Below are 23469 nucleotides of genomic sequence, written 5' to 3' on the forward strand. Positions count from 1 at the left end.
GAACCGGCTCAGGACAGGCGCGCCCCGTCGGTGGCGGAGAACACGTGCAGCTCGTCGGGACGGATCCGCAGGTGCAGCGTGTCACCCATGGCCGGCGGCTTGCGCGGGTCGACGCGGGTGACGACGTTCGACTTCGTGCCTTCGGCGTCGGTCTCGGCCAGCTTGCCGTACACGTACGCGTCCGAGCCGAGTTCCTCGACGAGGTCGACCTTGACCGGCACGGTGCCGTCCTCGCTGGTGGTCACCTCGAGTGACTCCGGACGGAAGCCGAGGGTGACCGTGTCGCCGTCGGCCTTGGCGAGGATCTCGCGGGTCAGCGGCACGCGCGCGCCACCCAGCTCGGCACCGTCTTCGGTGAGCTTCGCGGTGACGAGGTTCATCGCGGGCGAGCCGATGAATCCGGCGACGAAAGCGTTTGCGGGCCGGTCATACAGGGCGCGCGGGGTGTCGCACTGCTGCAGGAGACCGTCCGAGAGGACCGCGACCCGGTCACCCATCGTCATGGCCTCGACCTGGTCGTGCGTGACGTACACAGTGGTGACGCCGAGGCGGCGCTGCAGCGCGGCGATCTGCGTACGGGTGGAGACGCGGAGCTTCGCGTCGAGGTTCGACAGCGGCTCGTCCATGAGGAAGACCTGCGGCTCACGCACGATGGCGCGGCCCATCGCGACGCGCTGGCGCTGACCACCGGAGAGCGCCTTCGGCTTGCGGTCGAGGTACTGCTCGATGTCGAGCAGCTTCGCCGCGTCGAGCACCTTCTGCTTGATCTCCGAAGCCGGACGGCCGGCGATCTTCAGCGCGAAGCCCATGTTCTGGCCCACGGTCATGTGCGGGTACAGCGCGTAGTTCTGGAACACCATCGCGATGTCGCGGGCGCGCGGCGGCAGCTGCGTGACGTCGCGGTCGCCGATCCACACGGCGCCTTCGTCGATGTCTTCGAGGCCGGCGAGCATCCGCAAGCTGGTGGACTTGCCACAGCCGGAAGGCCCGACCAGCACGAGGAATTCGCCGTCGGCGATCTCGAGATCGAGTGCGTCCACGGCGGGCCGCTCGGAGCCCGCGTAGCGCCGGGTCGCCTTGTCGTAGGTGATCGTGGCCATCGGTTCAGTCCTCTTTCGGTTTCGCGGAAATGCCGTGCCCGAGTTCGCGGGCTTCGAGATGCCGTTGCTGGATCCGGTGCCCCTCGGCGCGGTCCACCTCGGTCGGCTCGAGTGGGGTGTAGCCGTGCTGTTCCTGCCAGCGGGGAGGTTCCGTGCTGGAAGCGAGGGCCCAGGCCGCCTGCCGCGCGGCACCGACCGCGACGTACTCGGCGACTTCGGGGATGACGACGGGCACGCCGAACACGATCGGCGCGACCGCGCGGACGGCGGCCGACTGCGCGCCGCCACCGATCAGGAGCACGCGGCGGACTTCGAGCCCCTGCTCGCGCAGGGCGTCGAGACCGGCGGCGAGGCCGCACAGCATGCCTTCGACGGCGGCGCGGGCGAGGTTCTCGGGCGTCATGTTCGCGCGGGTCAGGCCGAAGAGCGTGCCGTTGGCGTCCGGGAGGTTCGGCGTCCGCTCACCATCGAGGTACGGCAGGAAGGTGAGGCCGCCGGAACCGGGCGCGGCCGTGAGCGCCAGCTTGTCGAACTCCGCGAGTTCGACGCCGAGCATCGCGGACGTGGCCGTGAGCACGCGGGCCGCGTTGAGGGTGCAGGCCAGCGGGAGGAAGCGACCGGTGGCGTCAGCGAATCCCGCGACTATGCCGGAAGGATCGGCGCTCGCGGTCTCGGAAACACCGAAGACGGTGCCGCTGGTGCCCAGCGAGACGACGACGTCTCCGGGGGCGAGTTCGAGACCGAACGCGGCGGCCATGTTGTCCCCGGTTCCGGCCGAGACCAGGATCCCGTCCGGAGTGCGACCGGCGGCTTCGGCGGGGCCGATGACCTTGGGGAGTTCGGGCGTGCGGCCGCCGAAGGCATGCGCGAGGAGGTCTTGGCGGTACTCGCCGGTGGCGGGCGAGAAGTATCCGGTACCGGAAGCGTCGCCGCGATCGGTGACCGGCTCGGCACCGTCACCCAGCAGCCGCCAGGTCAGCCAGTCGTGCGGGAGCAGGACACGGGCGACGCGATCGGCCAGCTCTGGCTCGTTCTCGGCCATCCAGCGCAGCTTCGTGACGGTGAAGCTGGCGACCGGCACCGAGCCGACGGACTTCGCCCAGCTCTCCGGACCGAGCTCGCCGCTGAGATCTTCGGCCGCCTTCGCGGACCGGGTGTCGTTCCACAGCAACGCGGGCCGGACGACGTCGCCCGCCTCGTCGAGGGCGACCATGCCGTGCTGCTGACCACCGATGCCGATGGCGCCGACGCCCTCGAGCAGGCCGTTCGTGGCCTCGCGGAACGCGTCCCACCAGGCGGCGGGGGCGACCTCCGTGCCGTCGGGGTGCGAGGCGCGGCCGGTGCGGACGATCTCGCCGGTGTTCGCGTCGCAGACGACGACCTTCGTCGACTGGGTCGACGAGTCGATTCCGGCGACCAGCTCAGAACTCATATTCCGGGCCCTCCGGTGCGCATTCGACCTGCTCGATGGCGGTTCCCGCGGTCAGTGCCGCCTCGATCTCCTCGGTCGGTGCCTCTTCGTCGGTGATCAGGAGGTCGTAGTCGCCGATGTCGCCGTGCGCGTAGGTCGCGGTGCGGCCGAACTTGGAGTTGTCGACGACCAGGACGTTGCGGTCGGCGGTGCGCAGCGCGGCCTTCTTGAGCTCGGCGTAGTCCTGGACAGGGTGGAAGAGGCGGCCGACCGCGACCGCGGCGACCGAGACGAACGCGATGTCGGCGTGCGTGCGGTCGAGGAACGCGACGACGTCCGGGCCGGCGCACGAGTCGAACTCGTGGTGGTAGCGGCCGCCCGCCAAGACGACCTCGACGCTCTTGGCCGGGCCGAGGATGCGGGCGGCTTCGAGGGAGTTGGTGAGGACGGTGAGGTCTTCGATCTGGCCGAGGCGGCGGACGAGCGGGAAGAGCGTCGTCGAATCGTCGACGAAGACCGTCTGGCCGGAGTGGACGTGCGCCGCGGCGGCCTCGCCCAGCGCGTCCTTCGTGGCCTGATTGAAGGTGTCGCGGAAGCGGGCGGCGGACTCCATGGTCGTCGCGGGGTAGGCCTCGACCTTGCCGCGGAGTTTGCGGAGGAGGCGGCGCTCGGCGAGGTCGTCGAGGTCGCGGTGCATCGTCATCAGGCTGACGCCGAAGCGGGTGGTGAGGTCGTCGATGCGGACCTCGCCGGTGGCGATGACGTAGTCGAGGATCTCCTGGCGCCGGTGCTCGACGGCGGCGTCCGAGGGCCTGGTCTTAGACATGGGCGACACCGTTCACGACCCGGACCATCGTGGTCTCGGCGGGGTGGGTGTCGGCGCTCACACCTGCTTCTTACCAGATTATTCGCCCGGAGTTAACACGTAACTCGATAACTCTCGCATTTCTTGCCACCTTCCTCTCCAGCCCACGGACCTGCGTTTAGCCCCCTAACTGCGCTCTGCGGGCGGGTGCCCTCAGAGCGCAGTTAGGGGGCTAAACGCAGGTCGGGGCTCTGGTCAGGAGGTCAGGGAGCGGACGGACCGGATGGCGTCTGGGACCGCGGCGAGGATGCCGGAGGCCGAGGTCGGGGCACCGCCGGCGGCGAGGGATCCGGCGAGGGAGTGGACGTGCGCGGCCGCGCCGGCCGCCAGCCATGGGTCGAGCCCGGAGGCGAGCAGCGCACCGACCAGACCCGACAGCACGTCCCCCGAACCCGCCGTCGCGAGCCACGACCCCCGCGGCGTGTTCACCAGCGCCCGCCCATCCGGCGCCGCGACCACCGTGCAGTGCCCCTTCAACAGCACGACGGCGTCGTACTTCCGCGCGGCCGACCGCGCCGCCGCGACCCGGTCCGCACCCGGCGGCGAACCCATCAGCCGCTCGAACTCCCCCGCGTGCGGAGTCAGCACGAGCGGCGTATCCGGGTCGCGCGCGTCGAGCACGTCGGGCGAACGCGCGATGATCGTCGTCGCGTCGGCGTCCGCGCACACCGGCACGCCCCGGCCGAGCACGAACCGCAGCACGTCCCGCCCCTCGTTCCCGGTGCCGATTCCCGGCCCGACGACCCAGGCCTGCACCCGGCCCGCGTCGGTCACCGAACCCGTCGCGATGATCTCGGGCCACTGCCCGCGCACGACGTCCGCGGCGTGACCGGCGTACCGCACCAGCCCGGACGTCGCCCGCACCGCCGCACCGGCCGCGAGTACGGCCGCCCCCGGATATGTCGCCGATCCGGCGGCCACCCCGACCACGCCTTGGCTGTACTTGTCGTCGCCCGGGCCGGGCACCGGCCACGCGGCGGCGACGTCCGCCGTATCGAGCCGGTGCAGATCGGGCTCGCTGAGCCGCAGTCCGATGTCCACCAGGGACACCTCACCGCACGACGCGGGCGCGAGGGCGTGCACCGGCTTGAGCGCGCCGAAGGTGACAGTCCGATCCGCCACGACCGCCGGACCGTCGACGGCGCCCGTGTCCGGATCCACCCCGCTCGGCAGATCGACCGCGAGCACCGGCGAACCCACGTGCTCCAGCAGCGCGGCGGCGTCCGGCCGCAACGGCCCGCGCGCCGAAATACCGACGATCCCGTCGACGACGAGGTCGGCTCGGCTGATCCACTGTGGACCGTCCTCAAGGGACACGATCTTGCCGCCGGATCGCTTCAAGGCGGCCAAACCGGGGCCGTGCGCACGTTCAGGCTTCAGCAGGATCGCCGAGACGGCCACATTGCGGCGGCGCAGGAACGCGCCGGCCCACAAAGCGTCACCGCCGTTGTTGCCCGACCCGACGAGCAGCGTCACCCGCCGCCCGGACACCGAACCCGTGTGCTCGGCGAGCATGCCGGCCGCGTGTACCGCGAGGCCGAAAGCCGCGCGCCGCATGAGCTCGCCGTCGGGAGTGACGGCGAGCAACCGGTCCTCCGCCGCGCGAATCCGTTCCGTGGTCCAGATTCCCTGCACGACGCCTCCGGTCTTTTACTCGACGGTGACCGACTTCGCCAGGTTACGCGGCTTGTCGACGTCGTACCCACGCGTGCGGGCGATCTCGGCGGCCAGCACCTGCAGCGGCACCGTCGAGACCAGCGGCTGCAGCAGCGTCGGCACGGCCGGGATCTCGATCAGTTCGTCGGCGAACGGGCGGACGGTCTCGTCGCCCTCCTCCGCGATCACGATCGTGCGGGCGCCGCGCGCCTGGATCTCACTGATGTTCGACACCAGCTTCGAGTGCAGCACCGCGCGGCCCTTCGGCGACGGCATCACCACGACGACGGGCAGGCCTTCTTCGATCAGCGCGATCGGGCCGTGCTTGAGCTCACCCGCGGCGAAGCCCTCGGCGTGCATGTACGCCAGTTCCTTGAGCTTCAGCGCGCCTTCGAGGGCGACCGGGAAACCGACGTGGCGGCCGAGGAACAGCACGGCCTTCGAGTCGGCGATCCGGCGGCCGAGGTCACGGACCTGGTCCACAGTGGACAGGACCTTCTGTACCGCGGCGGGCATCGCTTCGAGTTCGGCGAATTCGCGGGCGACCTCGTCCGGGTACTTGGTGCCGCGGGCCTGCGCGAGCGCCAGGCCGACCAGGTAGTTGGCCGCGATCTGCGCGAGGAACGCCTTCGTCGAGGCGACACCGATCTCCGGACCGGCGTGCGTGTAGAGGACGGCGTCGGACTCGCGCGGGATCTGCGCGCCGTTGGTGTTGCAGACCGCCAGGACGCGGGCCTTCTGCTCGCGCGCGTGACGAACGGCTTCGAGCGTGTCCGCGGTCTCGCCCGACTGGGAGACGGCGACGACCAGCGTCGCGCGGTCCAGCACCGGGTCGCGGTAGCGGAACTCGCTGGCCAGTTCGACCTCGACAGGCAGGCGGCACCAGTGCTCGATGGCGTACTTGGCGACGAGGCCCGAGTGGTACGCGGAACCACAGGCGACGACGAAGACCTTGTCGACGTCACGCAGGTCCTGGTCGGAGATGCGCTGCTCGTCGAGGATGATCCGGCCGCCGTCGAAGTGGCCGCGCAGCGTGTTCGCCAGCGCCTCCGGCTGCTCCTCGATCTCCTTGAGCATGAAGTACTCGTGGCCGCCCTTTTCCGCGGCCGAGAGGTCCCAGTCGACGGTGAACGGCTTGGCCTGGGCGGCATCACCGTGGAAGTCGGTGACCTCGTAACCGTCGCGGGTGATCACGACGAGCTGGTCCTGGCCGAGCTCGACCGCCTCACGGGTGTGCTCGATGAACGCGGCGACGTCGGACGCGACGAAGTGCTCGCCCTCGCCGACACCGACGACCAGCGGCGAAGATCGGCGGGCGGCGACGACGGTGTCCGGCTGGTCGGCGATGGTCACGACCAGGGTGAACGCGCCTTCGAGACGACGGCAGACCGCGGCGACGCTCGCCGCGAAGTCACCCTTCGTGTCGCCCTCGGTGTAGGCGCGGGCGATCAGGTGCGCGGCGGTCTCGGAGTCGGTGTCGCTCGCCATCTCGACGCCTTCGGCCTCGAGCTCGGCACGCAGGGCGGCGAAGTTCTCGATGATGCCGTTGTGCACGACGGCGACACGCTGGGAGGTGTCGCGGTGCGGGTGCGAGTTGCGGTCGACCGGGGCGCCATGGGTGGCCCACCGGGTGTGCCCCATCCCGGCGGTACCGGTGAAGGCGTCCCTGCCGACGGTGTCGAGCTGGGTCTCCAGGTTGGCCAGGCGGCCCGCTTTGCGCTCGACGTTCAGCGCGCCGGTGCCGTCGAGGACGGCGACGCCCGCCGAGTCATAGCCGCGGTACTCCATCCGGCGAAGCCCGCCGATGACGACGTCCAGAGCCGGGCGGTGTCCGACGTATCCCACGATTCCACACACGGCCACCAGCCTAACGACGGAAATTCGGCCCCTTCGCCCGGGCGCCCGCACCTGTGTTTAGCGGGCTAAACGCGACGCTTAGGCACGCTAAGCAGCGCGGTCAGCCCGCTAAAGGCGAACGCCGGGGCGGCGCGCGGGCCGGACGAGGGCGCGGGCAGTAAGGTCACGAGCATGGCCAGCAAGCCCAAGCAGCTGCTCGCGGAGCTGTCCCACCCAGGTCCGCACGAGGTTCTGCGCGGCAACCTCGCCCTGGTCGGACTGCCCGGCGTCGTGTTCACCCCCCGTTCGGGCCTCGGTCTGCCCGCGATCGCGTTCGGGCACGGCTGGTTGCAGCCGACCGGGAGCTACCGGCATCTGCTCCGGCATCTCGCGAGCTGGGGCATCGTCGCGGCGGCCCCGGCCACGCAGCGCGGTCCGTTGCCTTCGCACCGGCTTCTGGCCGGTGACCTGCTCACGACGCTCGACTTGATCACGACGGTCCGCCTCGGACCGGACGGCATCAGCGTCGACCCGGCGAAACTCGGCCTGGCCGGGCATTCGACCGGTGGCGGGTCGGCGGTACTGGCCGCCGCGCAGGCCGCCGAGAACGAAGAGCGGCCCGAGATCCGCGCGGTCGCGACCATCACCCCCGCGCAGACGCTGCCGCCGGCGACGGTGTCGGCCCGCTCGGTGACCGCGCCCGGCCTGCATCTCGCGGCGGGTGAAGACCTGGTCGCGCCGCCCGTCGGACATGCCGAGGCCATCGCGGACGCGTGGGGCGGGCCGGTGCAGCTGCGGACGCTCGGCAAGTCGTCGCATCTCGGCGTCACCGAGGGCAGGCACTGGAGCCAGCTGCTGCTGCACGGGAAGCCGCACCGCGGGACCCAGCAGCTGACGCGGGCGCTGTTCACCGCGTTCTTCCTCACGCACCTGACGGGGACGACGAAGTACCAGCCCCTGCTGGACGCCGACGTCAAACGCGCCCCCATCGAGCTCCAGGACGAACCCGCCGCCTGACCGCCGGATCGCGTTTAGCGGGCTAAACGCGATCCGGGGGTGAAGCCGGTCAGTCGACCATCCACGAGTTGTTCGAGAAGTCGTCGTCGTCGAATCCCTTGTCGTCACGAGCGTGACGACCGCGGCGACGCGCGGGCGTGCCGGGCTCTTCGGGCGCCGCGGCGCTGGGAGCGGGCGCCGGCGCCGCGGACGGGACGTCCACCGTCGCCGGCATTCCGGGCACCCCCGGCGCGACCGGGATCGGCGGCGGAGGCGGCGCCGGCCGCGACACGTCGGCACGGGCACCGAACTCGGCGAACCGGGCATCCGGCTTGTCGTCGTCCTCGATGTCGAAGCCGATCGTGTGGCTGCGGTCGGCAGTCGTCTTGCCGGTCAGCCAGCCGCCCGCCTCCTTGCTCCGCTTCCCCAGCTCCTGCATGTGCGCGGCGTACTTGTCGTGGATGGCGGCGTCCTTCTGCATGGTCTCCGCCGCCTGGGCCTTGGCATCGGCGAGATGCCGCTCCCGCAGCCCGCGCTGCTCCAACTGCTCCGTGATGGCGGCGTCCTGCCTGGACATGGCGGCCGCCAGCCGGTCAACAGCGCTCATCGGTCCTCCCTCGTTCCCCGGCTACCGATCATCGCTCGTAACTGATCGAACGGTCGCCGCCCTCGTCGTCGAGCGATCCGCTGATCCGGCCGCCCGCACCACTGGTCTCGAAAATGCCACCCTCGACGCGGTACTGGCTCGACCCGCGCTGCGTGTCACCCCCGCCACCACCGGCCGCGCCGCCCATGGCGCCCATTCCGCCCATCATGCCGCCCATTCCGGCGGGCGAGCTCGCGGCACCGGCGCTCGCGGGCGCCGGGTCCATCCCGCCGGGAGCCATCCCGAGACCGCCTTCGGCCCCGGCAGGCTGCGCACCGCCGCCGGACTGCATGCCCGCTTCCAGGGAACCGGCTTCGTTCAGCGACCCCGACGAAGCACCTTCGAGAGGGCTGCCGATCGCGCCTTCGAAGCTGCCGCCGCCTCCCGCGGTCGGCACGGTGCCATCGCCGCCGGCACCCGACGCGCCACCCGCGCCGGCTTCGGCCCCCGCCGAGACCGAAGCGGTCCCTTCGGCGCCGACACCGACCTCGACTCCGCCCGGAGCGCTGAAGCCACCGCCGCCACCACCACCGGGAGGAGCGATGCCGTCAGCCGGGGCGGGCATGGGACGGACGTCTTCGACCTTGCCGGGCTGCGGGTTGCCGGGGTTCCGGTCGTCGAGGCCGTTCTTGATGTCGTCGGTCTGGAGGGTGTCGCCGGGCTTGAGCTCCTTCTTCTCACCCTTTTCGTCGAGGGTGTAGGTGGTCGGCTCGCCCTTGCCGTCGTCGACGGTCACCACGGTCGGACCGTTCGGTCCCTGCGGCTGCTCGGCGGTGATCTTGAGGTTGCCGTCCTGGATGTGGATCTTGCCGTCCGGGCCGGGCCGGTAGACGCCGTCGGGGCCGGGCTCGCCCTCCTTGACGGTGCCCTTCGGCCCGAACTCGCCGTCCTTGCCTTCTTCGCCGGGCTTGCCGTCCTTGCCCTCTTCGCCCTTCGGGTCGTCGAAGTCGAGCTTGTAGTCCTTCTCGTTGCCCTTGCCGTCGTCGACCTTGATGTCCATTTTGCCGTCTTTATCCGGCTCGGTCATCTCGATCTTGTTGTCGCCCTTTTGGACGGTCATGGTGTCCTGACCGTCGATGCCGTCCTTGATCGCCTCGCCCGTCGCCGGGTCGATCGGGTACGGCTTGCCGGTCTCGGGGTCCAGCTCGAGCGGCTTGCCGGTGACCGGGTTCATGCCCTCGGCGGGCTTGTCTTCCGGCTTCGGAGTCTCGGGAACCGTGGCGGCGGGCGGGGTGCTGGCACCGCCGCCGCTTCCGCTTCCACCGCCGCTCCCGGTTCCACTTCCACCACCGGTGCCACCACCGGTGTCACCGCCGCCGCCCTTGTCCTTGCCCTTGCCGTCGTCGGCGGGCGGCTTCTCGGAACCGGGCGCGGGGAACGGGTTCGTGTAGTCCTCCATGAACCGCGACAGCTCGTGATACTGCGTGTTGATCGTCTCGTTCGCGTTCTTGCAGAGCTTCTTGAAGTTCTCGAACCGCTCACCGAACTCGGTGGCGAACGAGCCCTTCAGCCACTGCTTCGCGGCCCCGATCGCGTAGTCCTTGTTCTCGTCGTTCAGCTTGCAGTCGTCGTCACGCAGCCGTTCGGCGAGATTGTTGCCCGGACACGCGGAGTCGAGCCAGTACGCGACGTCCATGAGCTTTTCTTTGGAATCGACCTTGCCGTTCGCGATCTCGACGACCTGCTTCGCCGTGAACAGCGGCGCCGTGGCGACTTTGTCGACTCGCAGCTTCAGCGTTTCGTCGACCTTCAGCTTGAGCGCGCTGTAGATCTTGTCGATGGTCGACGGCACCAGTTTGATGGCGCCGTCCATCTGCGCGATGAGCTCTTTCGCGTCGGGCTGGATCCGCTGCTCGTACTTGACCTTCGCGGCCGTCGCGCCCTCGCCCTTCCAGTCGTGGAAGAGCGTGGACAGCGCCGCCGACGCGTCCTTCTGAGTCTGCTCGACGGCCTTCTTCGCGTCGCCGAGATCTTCGACCTCGTCGAACATCTTCTGGAAGTTGATCTCGCGGTTCTCGTGGAACCGGTCCCAGATGTCGGTCTTGTAGCTGATCTCGTACGGCTTGTCCGGCATCTTGTTCCAGACCTGCTCGGCCCAGTCGGAGAAGAAGTCCAGCGCCGGCTTCCCGAGGTCGAGCACCTGGTCGGACTTGGTGGTGGAGCCACCCGCGGCGGGCCGGGACATGGAGTCGAGATCCTTGTCGGCCTGTTTCGTGGCGGCCGCCTGCTTCTTGTCCCCGGCCGCGTTCGCGTCACGTTCGGCGACGGCCTTCTTGTAGGCCTCTTCCCTGCCGCCGAACGACAACACCAACGCGTCTTTGGTGCCCTGCGTGACGTACGGGTCGTTCAGGATTTCCTTGATCTGTGCGGGCGTCGGTTCGCTCATTACTGGGTCCCCGCCTTGTTGGCAGCCGCGGCGTTCGCCTGGTCGGATGAGGTGTAGCGGGTCGACGCGGTGCTGACCCCGCCGGCGAGCTGGGTGAGCTGGCCCGCGTAGCCCTTCATCGCGTCGGAAATGGCGAGAATCCCGGTGGCGTAGCCCTTTTGGTAGTCCTTGTGGATCCGGCCGAAGTCGGCGGGCTGGACCTGCGTCGGCCCCACCTTCCCCGCCTCGGACGTAGTGTTCTCAGCCGCGCGCTCCAACGACGTCGACGCCGTGAGCATCGCCTCTGAATCGGCTTTGTAGCCCCCGTCCGGCATGACCGGTGCCCCCTTCGTCCCGCTGTATCCGCCTCGTTGTCCTACCTACGACGCACGCCGGCGGCATCAGGTGCCATCGCATATGCACACAGAATGTACCCACCGGTCATCCGGACCGCAGGGACATTCACACCTTTGCTAACTCAAACGATTTCGGCGCAAGAAGCCTGGTAGACCGCGTTTTCGCGGTTTCGCGCCCGCTTCGATGGCTTCGGCGAGCACGGTGGCCGCGCCGCGGATGTCGACCAGGCGATCCAGCTCGTCGAGGTCGATGTCGATACCGAACTCCACCTCGACCGTCGCCAGGAGCCGGACGCGACGCCGGGAGTCGACGCCCATCTCGGCGAAGGGCGTGTTCTCGTCGATGGTGTCCGGATCGACGTCGAAGGTTTCGCAGACGAGGGCCTTGATCTCGTCGACGTACTCGCTCCCGTCAGCTGCCATGGGGGAATTCTGTCCCATCCGCGGTCCAGTACCGCGTTCTGGCCGCGGAACGCGCGACCTTGCCGCTGGAGGTCCTCGGCAGGCCGCCGGGTTTCACCAGGAAGAAAGCACGAAGCCGCACGTCGTGCCGCTCGGCGACGGCGCGGGTGGCGGCCCGCGCGATCTCGGCTTCGTCGAAGTCGGGGGCTTTCCGCGCGCGTTCGGCGACCACGACGACGCCCTCCCCCTCATCGCCGTCGACCGAGAACGCGGCGACCCGTTCTGGCCCGAGAAGGGGGTGCGTGGCGGCGACCGTCTCCTCGATGTCGTGGGGGCTGTGATTACGGCCGTCGATGATGATCAGGTCCTTGATGCGACCGGTCACCGACAGCCTGCCGTCGCGGATCATGCCCAGGTCGCCGGTGCGGAGCCAGCCGCCTTCGCCGTCGAGTTCGGCGCCGAACATCTCGGCGGTCAACTCCGGACGGCGCCAATACCCGGCAGCCACATTGGGCCCCTTGACCCAGATCTCGCCCGTGTCGACTTTAGCGGGCAAACTGCGATCCGGCGGTGGCACGACGCGGACCCGCTGCCCCCTGGGCCAGCCGATTTCGACGATTTCCCGGCCGTCCACCTCGGTCATTACCGGGCCGCCGGAATCGCCGCTGGCGACGTAGACCGTGGCCTCGGCCAGACCGTAGGACGGCCGGAACGCGCCCCTCGGGAAGCCGTGGGGTTCATAAGCGGCGAGGAACTCCCGGACGGTCGCCGCCCGGACCGGTTCACTGCCGCTGAGCGCGATCGACACCGTCGAGAGGTCGTACTCGGCGCGCTTCGACTCGGGCACGGCCTCGGTCACCAGGTCGTACGCGAAGTTCGGGGCCGCGGTGAGGGTGTTCGGATACGACGACATCAGCAGCAGCCAGCGTTCCGGGCGCCGGATGAACTCCAGCGGCGCGATGAACACCGTCCGGCCGCCGGCGTGCATCGTCCCGGCGAGTAGCTGCGCCAGCCCCATGTCGTGGAAGAACGGGATCCAGCCCACGCACGTGGTGTGCTCGTCGACGTCATAGGCGTCGCAGATCTGCCAGCAGGCGGCCGACAACGCCCGATGCGTGATGATCACGCCGGCGGGTGATCGCGTCGTGCCGGAGGTGTACTGCAGGTAGGCGGGGTCTTCGGGGGAGACCGGCGACGGCGGCGACTGGTCGGCCGGGTCCGGCGGCAGGGTGTCGACGGCGATGATCTCGCGCGGCGCCGGAACCGGTTCCGCCTCGGCGAAGTCGGTCAACCGCTCGACCAGGGCCTCCGACGTGAGCCAGATGTCGGCGTCGCAGTCGTTGAGGACCCCGACGAGCCGCTCGCGGTGAGCGCGGACGTCCGGTGCGGACAGCGGCACCGCGACAGCCCCGGCGTACAGCGCGCCGAAGAAGGCGACGACGTAAGAGAGGTCCTGCCGCGCGGTGATCGCGACGCGGTCTCCCGGCTGGATCACCTCACGCAGCTTCGCCGCGACAGCCCGGACGTGGACGAGCAGTTCGGCCCAGGTCAGCGTGTCCTCGACGGGCTCGTGCCGGTTCGAGCAGTCGAGGTGCGTGTACGCCGGACGATCGACCTCGGCGCGTTCGAGCAGGCGGCGCACGAGCGGGGTCCGCAACACTTCGTCGGGCACTTCTGGTGACGGTTTTGAAGGCACTGGCACATCCTCCGGCGGCGCATGGGCATCATACGAACGTGGACGACTTCTTCGTGCTGGACGATCCGGCGGATCGCGTCAAGGCCCTGCGCGACCGCGAGCTCAGCTCGAACCCGGGCGGTGCCGCGGCCGAGACGCCGAACCTCCTGCTGATGGACGGCGCCGGCCACCGGCGGCTCCGCGCGGTCGTCAAGGAGGTCATCGCCCTGGTGGAACCCCTCCCGAATGCCCTGCTCACAGACCTGCGCGTCACGATTAGCCCGCTAAAGTCGAGTGCGCGCTTCGACCTCGTGGCCGACTTCGCCAGGCCGGTGGCGGCCAGGGTGACGGAGGCGGTGCTGGGCACGGTCGAGCCACTCGGCGAGAAGCTCCTGACGAACCTTTCGGAGACCGCCGCGAATCTGGACGTCTGGTCGGGCGGGCCCGCCGGGGCCGACACCGCCGCGCTCAGGGTCGCGATGTTCTTTCTCAAGGCGACGGCCGTCGACGGCGGCGGGCTGGCGCTGCTCCGCGAAGCGCACGAAGCGGGCCGGATCACCGAAGACGAGCTGATGATCACGCCGGTGATGCTCGCCCACGCGGCGTACGAGAACTCCATGAACTTCCTCGCCCTCGCCGGCCTCGAACTCCTACGCCGTCCAGACGTCCTCGACGACGTACGCGGTCTGATCCACGAAATCGCCCCGACCCGCTTCGCCGCCCGTCGCGTGACCGCGCCGTTCTCCTTGGCGGGCAAGGATTTCGAGACCGGGGACAAACTGGCCATCCCGCTGGGCCCCGACGCCGAACTCGCCTTCGGCCTCGGCAGGCACACCTGCCCCGGCTCGCGAGTGGCGGTCGCCGAGGGCGAAGCCGCGCTTCGCGCCCTCGCCGAGATCCTGACTCCCGACCACGTCGCCGAAGAGGTGCGGTACAAGACGCACGCCGTCTTCCACGGCGTCGAGCGGGCCATCGTCGCGCTGCGAACCTGACCGTTCAGGTCGCCAGCCAGTCGGTGTTGGCGAAATCGTCGTCGTCGCCTCGCGCGGCGGCCGCCCGCCGATGCCGCCCGGCCGGACGCTCCTCCGGCGCAGACGCCGGAGCCGGCGGGGGCTGCGGCGGCGCGGGAACGGACGGAGCAGGCGGCCGGTACGCGATCGGCGGCTCCTCGGCCGCCCGATACCCGGCACGGCGCTCGTTCTCGGCCTCGTCCTCCTCGAACCCGAAGTCGCCGTCGTCCTCGACCTTCTCCGAGAGCGTCGACTCGGTCTCCCAGCCGCCTGCGGCCTCTGCGCGCCGCTTCTGCTCGCTTCGGGCCGCGAGCGCCGCGCCCGTTTCCTGCTTGAGCTGCTCGCCCGCCGCCTTGGTCTCCTCGATCGCCTTGGCCGCCCGGTTGTCGACGAGGTACATCCGGTCGCCGTTCTCGCGCTCCAGCCCGGCCAGCTTGTGCCGGAGTCCGGCGAGATCCTCTTCAGGATTCACTGACCCTCCCCTAACGGAAGCCGATGACGCCGTCGTCGTCGAGCGAGCCGCTGATCCGGCTGCCCGTCGTCGTCGCGGTGTCGAACAGGCCCCCGTCGACCCGGTATCCGCTGGACGTGCGCTGCTGGTCTTCGCCGGAACCTTGTCCGCCCCCGGCCGCGCCGCCGCCCATCATGCCCATGCCGCCCATCATCCCCGCACCGGCCGCGGCCGGATCCTGGGCGCCCCCTCCCGGAGCGGAGCCGAGCCCGGACGACGTCGAGGGAGCGGCCGCGCCGCCGCCGGTCCCGGCCGGATCCGACGTGTCACCGAGACCGTTGTCCCCGCCTTCGAACGGGTCGCTCAGCGACTGGGCGGTCGTCGATTCGGAGTCGCCGTCCCCGGCCGCCGCCACCGGCTCGGCCTGCTGACCGGGCGCGGGTGCTCCGCCGCCGGCCCCACCGGACGTGCCGTCGTGCGAGCGAACAGCCTGCTCTTCGACAGGCTGCGCCGCGGCATGCCTTCCGGCCGGCTGCGGCGCGGAGTCCGGGTTCGCGTGACGGCCACCCACGGACTCGTCCTCGCCCAACGTGTACTTCGACGGCTGTCCCGAACCGTCGTCGACGGTCACCAGCGTCGGCCCGTCAGGACCGTTCGGCCGTTCCGCGGTGATCCTGAGGCCGCCGTCCTCGATGTGGATCTTGCCGTCGGGACCCGGAGTCGCCGGTGGGCGCGGAGCAGGCTGCTCGGCCCCCTCCCGGTGTGCGGGGCCGCCAGCCGCATCCGGCGTGGCCTTACCGTCACCGAAGTCGAGGTCGTAGTCCTTGACCTGGCCGGTGCCGTCTTGGACGGAGATGCCCATCTTCCCGTCGGCGCCGGGCTCGGCCATGGAGATCTTGCGGTCGCCCTGCTCGACCGTCACCGGCTCCGGTCGCACGGTGTCCTTGACCGCCTCACCCGTGCGAGGGTCGATCGGATACGGCTCGCCGGTGGCCGGGTCGACGTCGAGTGGCTTGTCCGTGACCGGGTTCTTCTCCTGGCCGGGAACTTCGGGCTTTTCCGGCTCCGGAAGCACGGTGTTGCTCGGCGTCATGCGCCCAGCGCCGCCCCCACCGGCCGACGGTCCGGCACCGCCACTGCCACCGCTGGCGGGCGGGCCGCCACCGCCCTTCTCGACCGGCTTTTCGACCGGCTTTTCGACCGGCTTCTCGCCGCCCGTTTCCGGAGTCTTGCCCAGATCCGCGAACGGGTTCTCGACCACCTGGCCGAGCGAATCGAAGTACGCCTTCCACGCGCCGTTGATCGCGTCGCGCGTGTTCTTGCACACCAGCTGGAAGTTCTCGATGTGCTTGCCGAACCAGCCGAGGAAGACGTTCTTCAACCAGGCCACCGCCTGAGGTTTGAGGACCTCGTCGATGGTGCTCTGGTCGATGTCGCCGGCGTCGTCGTTGAACGCGTCCTTGGCTTCGACACTCAGGAACTTGATGCAGTGGATGATGTCGTTCTGGCTGCACGAGCCGTCGGCGATGCGGATGATCCGCTCGATGTCCTGCGCCGTGGCACCGTCGATGTTGTCAGTGAACCACTTCTGCAGCCACTCGACCTTTTCGCGGCAGAACCTGCCCACCGAGGCGGTGGTGCGCAGCAGCCCGTCACCCGCGGCCTTGAACGCCTCGGCGACCAGACCGGTCTTGTCCGAATAGGCCTTCTGGTAGGCGCGCGCCTGTTCGGCGGCGGCGCCTTCCCAGGTGCCGAGCGAATTCCCCAGCTTTCCGGAGACGTCCTGCGCGGACCCGGTGACGGCCGTGCCGACCGCGGTCAGCTCCTCCGCGCTCGTCTTGAAGAGGTTGAACGGGATGTTGTCCTGCTCGTGGTACAGGCGCTGAAGCTCGGCGAGGGAGACCGCCGCTCCGCCGCCCGCCAGGCCCAGCGCGCGGACGTAGAGCGGGTGGAAGATCTCGTAGACCTTGAACCCCGACAGGCCGGGGACCATGATGTCGTTCGAATTCGCGCAGCCCGGGTCGGTCTCGGTGGCGCGCCCGGCGATCTCCTGGGTCTTCGCCGCGTCCCGGTTCAGCGCGTCACGATCACCCTGCCGCCCCGCGGCCTGGTTCGCGTCGTACTTCTCGTGCGCGGTCTTGTAGGCCTTCTGGAGGTCTTCGAGGTAGGCGTCGTTGGAGCCGATGTCGCTCTCGGTGATCCAGTCACCGTTCATCGACTTGATGTAGTCCCGGAAGCCGTTCCGCTCGGCTTCGCTGGCGAACCCGCAGCTTTCCGGTGTCTCGTCCTCGATGTAGTCGATGTAGTTGAGGGCGAGCTCGCGTTTGGTGTCGCGGTCGATGTTCGGGTCGTTGAGAATCTTCTCGACTTCGGCCCGGCTGGGAATGTCGTGACCGGTGTCCCCGCCGACATCTGCGAGAGGCATCAGTGCTTCCTCATCTCGGCGGCGTTGGAGTCCTCATTGGACTGGTAAAGGTCCTTGGACGCCGCGAGCTTGCGGCCGAACTCGTCCGAAGCCGCGAGATAACTGCGCGCGCACTTCGCCAGGCGCTGGATGCTCACGGAGTACCCGCTGAAGCAATCCCCGTGCGCCGGACCGAAACTCGCCGCGGTCAGGTTGATCTGCTCGACCGCCCCGATCGGCCCTTCGCAAGCCTGCTTGGGCAGGTCCTGCAAGACCTTGGCTGCCTCGTTCAGCTGCGCTGGATCGACCTTGTGCCCTTTACCGGCCACCGTCACCCTCCCCTAGGTATCCGCACACGGAATGTACCGGGCCGGTAACCCCAGCGCAGCGACTTGAGGAGATCGTGAGAGGGGTTACGAGGCGGAGGAGACGACTCCCGCGAGCCGGTCCGCGGCCGCCTGTGCGGTGTCGTGCGCGGTGGCCTCGACCATGACGCGGACCAGCTGCTCGGTGCCCGACGGGCGCAGCAGGACACGGCCTTCTTCACCGAGTTCCGCCTCGACGGCGCCGACGGCGTCGCGGACCGCGGCCGAGACGGCGACGGCCGCCTTGTCCGCCACCGGGACGTTCACCAGCACCTGCGGCAGGCGGTTCATGACCGCGGCGAGCTCGGCGAGCGACTTGCCGGTGGACGCCATGCGGCTCATCACACGCAGCGCGGTGAGGAGGCCGTCGCCGGTGGTCGCGTAGGCGGGCAGGACGACGTGGCCCGACTGCTCGCCACCGAGCGCGAACCCGCTCGCGCGGAGCTCTTCGAGGACGTAGCGGTCGCCGACGGCGGTGGTGACGAGGTTGATGTCGTGCGCGCGCATCGCCAGGTGCAGGCCGAGGTTGCTCATCACGGTCGCGACCAGGGTGTTCTTGGTCAGTTCGCCGGTCTCGGCGAGCGCGAGCGCGAGGACGGCCATGATCTGGTCGCCGTCGACGAGTTCACCCGCGGCGTCGACCGCGACACAGCGGTCCGCGTCACCGTCGTGCGCGATCCCGAGGTCGGCGCCGTGCTCGACGACGGCGGCGCGCAACCCCTCCGGGTGATTCGACCCACAGTGCTCGTTGATGTTCACGCCGTCCGGGTCCGCGTGGATCGCGATGACCTCGGCGCCGGCCTTGCGGTACACCTCGGGGGCGGCGAAGGAGGAGGCACCGTTCGCGCAGTCGACGACGACCCGCAGCCCCGCGAGCGGGTGCGGAGTGGCCGACAGCAGGTGCTCGATGTAGCGGTCACCCGCGTCGGGGACGTCCTTCACCCGGCCGACGCCGATGCCGGTCGGGCGGGTGACGGGAGCGGCGAGACCGGCTTCGATCTCGTCCTCGATCCCGTCGGGCAGTTTGTGGCCACCCGCCGCGAAGAGCTTGATGCCGTTGTCGGGCATGGGATTGTGGGAGGCGGAGATCATCACGCCGAGATCCGCTTCGAGCGCGCCGACCAGGTAGGCGACGGCGGGCGTCGGGAGGACGCCGAGGCGGAGCACGTCGGCACCCGCGGAGGTGAGGCCCGCCACGACGGCGGCCTCGAGCATCTCGCCACTGGCGCGCGGGTCACGGCCGACGACCGCGACCGGGCGGTGCGAACGGTCGTGGGCCGCGAGGACGCGGGCGGCGCTGGCGGCGAGCGAGAGCGCCAGCTCCGGGGTCAGCTCCTCGTTGGCGAGGCCACGTACGCCGTCGGTACCGAATAGACGAGCCATCTGTCGACCTCCTTGAAAAACCACCACGACAACCTAGCCAGTCCCCCTGTTTACCCGCCCACGCCCCCGGCTTCGCCTTTAGCGGGCTAATCGCGACGCGCGCGACTTTAGCGGGCTAAACGTGATACGGGTGGGGCGCATGGGGCGGGTGGGACTGGGGTGAACGGGGACCGAAGGACCCCGGAAACACGGAAGCGCCCATCCGAGAGACGGATGGGCGCTTCCGCGGGTTGCGCCAGAGGCGCGATCAGCGCTTGCTGTACTGCGGAGCCTTACGGGCCTTCTTGAGGCCGTACTTCTTCCGCTCCGTGGCGCGGGCGTCACGGGTCAGGAAGCCGGCCTTCTTCAGGGCCGGACGGTCGTCGGCGTCGACCTCGACGAGCGCACGGGCGATCGCGAGACGGAGCGCACCGGCCTGGCCCGAGATCCCGCCACCGTGCAGGTTGGCGAAGATGTCGAACGAGTCGGGCTTGTCGACCGTCACCAGCGGCTCACGGATGAGCTGCTGGTGCACCTTGTTCGGGAAGTACTCCTCGAGCGTGCGGCCGTTGAGCTTGAACTCACCGGTACCGGGAACGACGCGCACCCGGACGACGGCTTCCTTACGACGGCCGACGGTCTGGGCGTTGCCACCGGCGGCACGCGACGGGCGCGGGGCGGCGGGGGTCTCGCTGGTCGCGACGGCGTCGCCGACCGGAGCGGTCTCCGTGGTCGCGACAGCCTCGACGGCCTCGGTCTCGGTGCTGGTCACAGACTGTTCCTCACTCACTGCGCGACCTGCGCGATCTTGGTGATCTCGCGCGCCTGCGGCTGCTGCGCGGCGTGCGGGTGCTCGGCACCGGCGTAGACCTTGAGCTTCTTCGCCTGGGCGCGGCCGAGCTTGTTCTTCGGGAGCATGCCCTTGACGACCTTCTCGAGCAGGTGCTCGGGCTTGGTGTCGAGCAGCTCGCCGAAGGAGCGCTTACGCAGACCACCGGGGTAACCGCTGTGCCGGTACGCGAACTTCTGCTCTCGCTTGTTACCGGTGAGCGCGACCTTCTCGGCGTTGACGATGATGACGAAGTCACCGGTGTCCACGTGCGGGGCGTAGGTCGGCTTGTGCTTGCCGCGCAGCAGCGTGGCGACCTCGGTCGCGAGCCGGCCGAGCACGACATCCTCGGCGTCGATCACGTGCCAGGCACGAGTGACGTCGCCGGGCTTGGGGCTGTACGTGGGCAAGGGTCTACCTCGTCGTCAACATTGCGTGTGGGTTCTGTGCGGGCCTAGCGCTTACGCGCCGCAGCGCACAACGACATATGAAGATACCCCCACGCCCGACCCTACTGCGAAGCGGGGGTCGGTCCGGGGTCCCATACTAGGACCGGCGCCCGGCGGGCGCCCCGCAACTGTACCCCGCCGGTGTGGCGGAACCGCCCACGGCATCGTCCTTCGCGGGAGAGGATGAGACGATCCGGACGCGCACCGCGCGCGGGGGACTCGATCAGGGGAACGGCGATGAACAAACGTCCAACGACCATCTTGTGCGTGCTGAGCGCCGTGCTGGCGCTCACCACCGCCTGCGGCCAGGGGCGGGCGGGCACCGCCGTGCCGAAGGGTGACGACGCGGCGACCTACGTCGGCACGAAGTTCGAAACGGCGATGAACAAGCTCCAGGACACCATCGGCCAGCAGCGCGACGTCACCAGCGAGTCGGGCGCCTACTTCCGGTTCGACGAGAAGTACATCCGCAGCACGATCTCCTCGGCCCGCACCGGTTCGCCGGAAGGCCGGGTCAGCCGTCAGCGCTCGCAGAAGAACCCGGATGACAGCATCGACTGGTACACGCCCGCCGACGGGACCGTCGAGTACGTGTACCTCGGCCCCGTCTACAAGAGCCTCGCCCCGACACCGTGGGTCTCGATGCCGAAGTCGGAGGCGGGCCTGGCGATCCCGTGCGCCTGGGTCGGGATCATCACCGCCTGCAAGATGGCCGACGCGATCGCCGTCTCCTACAACGCGGACAAGAAGATCGTGAAGGGCGCCAAAAGCCTTCCGGAGAACCGGATCGAGCTGACCGCCGACATCCCGTTCGGGAAGTTCATGGAACGGCGGGTGGAGGTCCTGCCGCCCACGATCAGCGGGGCCGTCACGGCCGAGATGAAGAAGGCGCCGGTGCGCACCACCGTCTCCCTCAACTCGGACGGCACGCTGAACCAGATCGTCATGGACGCCAAGATCGAGGGCGGCGGGCACAAGATCGAACTGCGCTACGACTTCCGCTTCACCGGCAAGGCGAGTGCGCAGGACCTGCCCAAGCTGCCCGACGCCTCGCAGATCACCGTGCTGCCGGACAAGGCGGCCAAGGACGACTTCAACCGCCGCTTCAACGCGTTGAAGGGCGTCTGAGACATGGCCCCCTTTCGTCCCGACGCCGTGAAGTTCCCGAAGTCCCGAGATGACCACCGATGAGCCAGCCCCCAGAACAGCAGCCACAGCAACCGCAGCAGTGGTGGCAGCCGCCCGCGAATCCCGCGAACCAGCAGCAGGGCTGGCAGCAGGAAGGCCAGGCCACCGGACCGCACGCCGGGCAGTGGCAGCAGAACGATCCGAACGCGGCGACCACCGGTTCCTACACGGGGCAGTGGCAGCAGCAGCCGGGCGTCACCGGCTCCTTTTCCGGGCCCTGGCAGCAAAGCGGCACTCCCACACCGGGGACGGCGTGGCAGCAACCGCAGCAGCAGCCCGCTCCGCAGCAGGATTGGCAGGCACCGCACCAGGTTCCGGGCACTCCCCCGCAGGGGCAGTACGGCGGCGGATTCCAGCCCGCCCAGTCCTCCTCGCAGTACGGCGGGCTCGGCGCTTTCGGGACAGAGCCGGCGAAGAAGCCCAAGGGGTCGAAGAAGACCTTGCTGGTCGGGGGGATCGCCGCGGCTGTCGTGATCGCGGGCGGCGTCGGCGCTTGGCTGCTCGGCGCGTTCGCGGGCGACACGCTCGATCAGAAGTCGGTCCAGGACGGTGTCGCGCGGGTGCTCAACGAGCACTACGGGGAGCCGGACGTGAAGAACGTGTCCTGTCCTTCCGGCCAGCCAGTGGAGAACGGCACCACGTTCGACTGCTCGATCGATCTTTCGGGGCAGCAGAAGAAAGTCACCGTCCGGGTGCTGAACACCACCCCGGAATTCGAGGTCGGCGCGCCGCACTAACACGAAAAGCCGCGACGGGTTTCCGTCGCGGCTTTCGTTTGACACAAACGAAACGGCGGGCTCGGCATCCGAAGATGCCTGCCCGCCGTTGCTCGTTCGGAGCCGGAAGACTCAGAACAGGCCGGTGACGCCCTGTTCCGTGGCCTGGTAACCGTCGGCCAGCTGCGGCAGCACGCCGGCGACCTGCGCGAGCAGCTGCTTGAGCTCCTCGAACTTGTTGTCCCACTCGGTCTGCGCGGCGATGTACGCGGTCTGCGCGTCACCCTGCCAGGTGTTGACCAGCGGAGCGAGGTCGCTCTTCAGCTGCCCGAAGAGGGACTCCAGCTCGCCGCCGGTGTTCTTGCAGTCGTCGGCCGCCGCGTGGATCGTGGCGTAATCGACCTTCATCTCGCCCATGAATTCCTCCAGTGATTAAGAAAAGTCTTGGATTGGTGCGGGGTGGAGCAGATCAGCCGAGGACGCCGAAGCCCTTGTTGACCGAGTTGATGAGTTCCTGCTGCTGCTGCTCGGTAGCGTTGTACTTCGAGCCGGCCTGCTCGAGCAGGTCACCGATGTTCTGGAGGGCCTGGTTGAGGGCGCGGCCCGTGTCGTCGAAGCGCTTCATCACGTTGTTGAACGCGATCGAAGCGTCACCGGTCCAGCCCGCGCGGGTGGCCTCGATGTTGTCGCGAAGCTTGCTCAGGTTCTGGTCCATCGAGACGCGAACCTCGGTCACCCGCTTCTCAGCCTGGGTGAACTGCTCGACATCTCCCTGAAAACCGCCAGCCATGGGAGCTACCCCCTTCGTTCGTGGTTATCCGTACTTGGTGAAGTTCGTTTGGTACGGACCTACGACGGAGACACTGCCACGTCTGGTTCCCTCTTGTCGCTCGTTGGTTTCAAGTAGTTGCTTGCGTTAACGCTCCCGGCGGGAACCGGACGCGGGAACTCGGCGCGCACGCCGCTTTTCGCCCGGAGAACATGGCTCTCACCACGCGATTTAGCGAACGCACACAGGCCGTTCAATCGCCGCGGCTCATGATTCGCGACTGCGAAAAGTCCTCGTCGTCGTCACCCACTCGTGGCCGTCGGGGCGCCGGTTCTGTCCGAAGGGGAACCAAGTCCGCCGCCGAGGGCAAAGCGGGAACCGGAAGACCGGCGCCGACACGGAACCGTTTCGCGGCGTTCCGGAGCGCGGCGGGGGTCGGCGCGGTCTCGCCGCCCGCGAGCCGTCCCTTGCCGAATTGCTTCGCCAGTTCGGCGTTCTCGCCCCGCCGGCGTTCGTAACGCGCCTTGGCCGTGCGGGCGACCTGCCGCGCATAGGTGACCGCGTCGCGCCCTGTACGCGCGAAGTGTTCGGCGGCGGTCTCGGGTTCGGGTGGCATCT

General features: G+C 69.3%; 23 protein-coding genes. 4 read left to right on the forward strand and 19 right to left on the reverse strand.

The genetic code is table 11. The features are described 5' to 3' along the window. Positions 1–8: 8 nt before the first annotated feature. The 5 genes from CVV72_RS25325 to glmS form a co-directional block, all read right to left on the reverse strand. The gene (locus CVV72_RS25325; RefSeq protein WP_034304347.1) at positions 9–1100 is read right to left on the reverse strand and encodes an ABC transporter ATP-binding protein; all 1092 of its coding nucleotides are present in this window, start codon (positions 1098–1100) and stop codon (positions 9–11) included. 4 nt (positions 1101–1104) lie between these two features. After that, positions 1105–2532 (reverse strand): xylulokinase, encoded by a 1428-nt coding sequence (gene xylB, locus CVV72_RS25330; protein ID WP_219146096.1) that lies wholly within the window; start codon positions 2530–2532, stop codon positions 1105–1107. Next, positions 2522–3337: a DeoR/GlpR family DNA-binding transcription regulator gene (locus CVV72_RS25335; RefSeq protein ID WP_219146097.1), complete on the reverse strand. Its 816-nt coding sequence runs from the start codon at positions 3335–3337 to the stop codon at positions 2522–2524. Before CVV72_RS25335 ends, xylB begins: the two co-directional genes overlap by 11 nt. A gap of 234 nt (positions 3338–3571) precedes the next feature. Next, positions 3572–5011 (reverse strand): NAD(P)H-hydrate dehydratase, encoded by a 1440-nt coding sequence (locus CVV72_RS25340; protein WP_219146098.1) that lies wholly within the window; start codon positions 5009–5011, stop codon positions 3572–3574. Positions 5012–5026: 15 nt separating this feature from the next. Next, a complete protein-coding gene (gene glmS, locus CVV72_RS25345) occupies positions 5027–6889 on the reverse strand; it encodes a glutamine--fructose-6-phosphate transaminase (isomerizing) (RefSeq protein WP_219146099.1) in 1863 nt (620 codons plus the stop codon). A gap of 171 nt (positions 6890–7060) precedes the next feature. On the opposite strand from glmS, the gene CVV72_RS25350 reads away from it, so the two are divergent. Next, positions 7061–7885: a dienelactone hydrolase family protein gene (locus CVV72_RS25350; protein ID WP_219146100.1), complete on the forward strand. Its 825-nt coding sequence runs from the start codon at positions 7061–7063 to the stop codon at positions 7883–7885. A gap of 49 nt (positions 7886–7934) precedes the next feature. On the opposite strand, the gene CVV72_RS25355 is transcribed toward CVV72_RS25350, so the two are convergent. The 5 genes from CVV72_RS25355 to CVV72_RS25375 all read right to left on the reverse strand — a co-directional run bounded on the left by CVV72_RS25355 (position 7935) and on the right by CVV72_RS25375 (position 13305). Beyond that, complete coding sequence (locus CVV72_RS25355; protein WP_219146101.1) at positions 7935–8471, reverse strand: hypothetical protein; 537 nt, start codon at positions 8469–8471, stop codon at positions 7935–7937. 28 nt (positions 8472–8499) lie between these two features. Beyond that, the gene (locus CVV72_RS25360; protein ID WP_219146102.1) at positions 8500–10896 is read right to left on the reverse strand and encodes a hypothetical protein; all 2397 of its coding nucleotides are present in this window, start codon (positions 10894–10896) and stop codon (positions 8500–8502) included. Then, positions 10896–11111: a hypothetical protein gene (locus tag CVV72_RS25365; protein ID WP_255632256.1), complete on the reverse strand. Its 216-nt coding sequence runs from the start codon at positions 11109–11111 to the stop codon at positions 10896–10898. Before CVV72_RS25365 ends, CVV72_RS25360 begins: the two co-directional genes overlap by 1 nt. 237 nt (positions 11112–11348) lie before the next feature. Then, complete coding sequence (locus CVV72_RS25370) at positions 11349–11654, reverse strand: acyl carrier protein (RefSeq protein WP_229907950.1); 306 nt, start codon at positions 11652–11654, stop codon at positions 11349–11351. Next, positions 11644–13305: a fatty acyl-AMP ligase gene (locus tag CVV72_RS25375; protein WP_219146103.1), complete on the reverse strand. Its 1662-nt coding sequence runs from the start codon at positions 13303–13305 to the stop codon at positions 11644–11646. The genes CVV72_RS25370 and CVV72_RS25375 overlap by 11 nt, the downstream gene beginning before the upstream one ends. Positions 13306–13367: 62 nt before the next feature. Here CVV72_RS25375 and CVV72_RS25380 point away from each other — a divergent pair, with 62 nt between their 5' ends. After that, on the forward strand, positions 13368–14300 hold the full coding sequence (locus CVV72_RS25380; protein ID WP_219146104.1) for a cytochrome P450: 933 nt from the start codon (positions 13368–13370) through the stop codon (positions 14298–14300). Positions 14301–14304: 4 nt separating this feature from the next. Here CVV72_RS25380 and CVV72_RS25385 read toward each other — a convergent pair whose 3' ends face one another. The 6 genes from CVV72_RS25385 to rplM all read right to left on the reverse strand — a co-directional run bounded on the left by CVV72_RS25385 (position 14305) and on the right by rplM (position 20139). Next, entirely contained in the window at positions 14305–14790 is a 486-nt protein-coding gene (locus CVV72_RS25385; RefSeq protein ID WP_219146105.1) for a hypothetical protein, read from the reverse strand. Between the two features lie 10 nt (positions 14791–14800). Beyond that, positions 14801–17194, reverse strand: a complete 2394-nt coding sequence (locus tag CVV72_RS25390) for a hypothetical protein (RefSeq protein ID WP_219146106.1) — start codon at positions 17192–17194, stop codon at positions 14801–14803. Next, positions 17194–17502: a type VII secretion target gene (locus CVV72_RS25395; RefSeq protein ID WP_219146107.1), complete on the reverse strand. Its 309-nt coding sequence runs from the start codon at positions 17500–17502 to the stop codon at positions 17194–17196. Before CVV72_RS25395 ends, CVV72_RS25390 begins: the two co-directional genes overlap by 1 nt. A gap of 84 nt (positions 17503–17586) precedes the next feature. Beyond that, positions 17587–18921: a phosphoglucosamine mutase gene (gene glmM, locus CVV72_RS25400; RefSeq protein WP_219146108.1), complete on the reverse strand. Its 1335-nt coding sequence runs from the start codon at positions 18919–18921 to the stop codon at positions 17587–17589. Positions 18922–19168: 247 nt separating this feature from the next. Then, complete coding sequence (gene rpsI, locus CVV72_RS25405; protein ID WP_034304312.1) at positions 19169–19672, reverse strand: 30S ribosomal protein S9; 504 nt, start codon at positions 19670–19672, stop codon at positions 19169–19171. Between the two features lie 14 nt (positions 19673–19686). Beyond that, positions 19687–20139, reverse strand: coding sequence for a 50S ribosomal protein L13 (rplM, locus tag CVV72_RS25410; protein WP_005166833.1), 453 nt, complete (start codon positions 20137–20139; stop codon positions 19687–19689). Between the two features lie 276 nt (positions 20140–20415). Between rplM and CVV72_RS25415 the strand changes: the two genes are divergently transcribed. Together CVV72_RS25415 and CVV72_RS25420 are read left to right on the forward strand one after the other, a co-directional pair. Beyond that, a complete protein-coding gene (locus CVV72_RS25415) occupies positions 20416–21306 on the forward strand; it encodes a hypothetical protein (RefSeq protein ID WP_219146109.1) in 891 nt (296 codons plus the stop codon). A gap of 59 nt (positions 21307–21365) precedes the next feature. Then, positions 21366–22103, forward strand: coding sequence for a DUF4333 domain-containing protein (locus CVV72_RS25420; protein ID WP_219146110.1), 738 nt, complete (start codon positions 21366–21368; stop codon positions 22101–22103). A 111-nt stretch (positions 22104–22214) separates the two neighbouring features. Here the strand turns inward: CVV72_RS25420 and CVV72_RS25425 are convergent, their stop codons facing one another. The 3 genes from CVV72_RS25425 to CVV72_RS25435 form a co-directional block, all read right to left on the reverse strand. Further along, a complete protein-coding gene (locus tag CVV72_RS25425) occupies positions 22215–22499 on the reverse strand; it encodes a WXG100 family type VII secretion target (RefSeq protein WP_219146111.1) in 285 nt (94 codons plus the stop codon). Positions 22500–22551: 52 nt separating this feature from the next. Continuing rightward, a complete protein-coding gene (locus CVV72_RS25430; RefSeq protein ID WP_219146112.1) occupies positions 22552–22872 on the reverse strand; it encodes a WXG100 family type VII secretion target in 321 nt (106 codons plus the stop codon). A gap of 232 nt (positions 22873–23104) precedes the next feature. Further along, positions 23105–23467, reverse strand: a complete 363-nt coding sequence (locus CVV72_RS25435) for a hypothetical protein (RefSeq protein ID WP_219146113.1) — start codon at positions 23465–23467, stop codon at positions 23105–23107. Between the last annotated feature and the right edge of the window lie 2 nt (positions 23468–23469).

The sequence above is a fragment of the Amycolatopsis sp. TNS106 genome (genome assembly GCF_019330265.1).
Classification (GTDB): domain Bacteria; phylum Actinomycetota; class Actinomycetes; order Mycobacteriales; family Pseudonocardiaceae; genus Amycolatopsis; species Amycolatopsis lurida.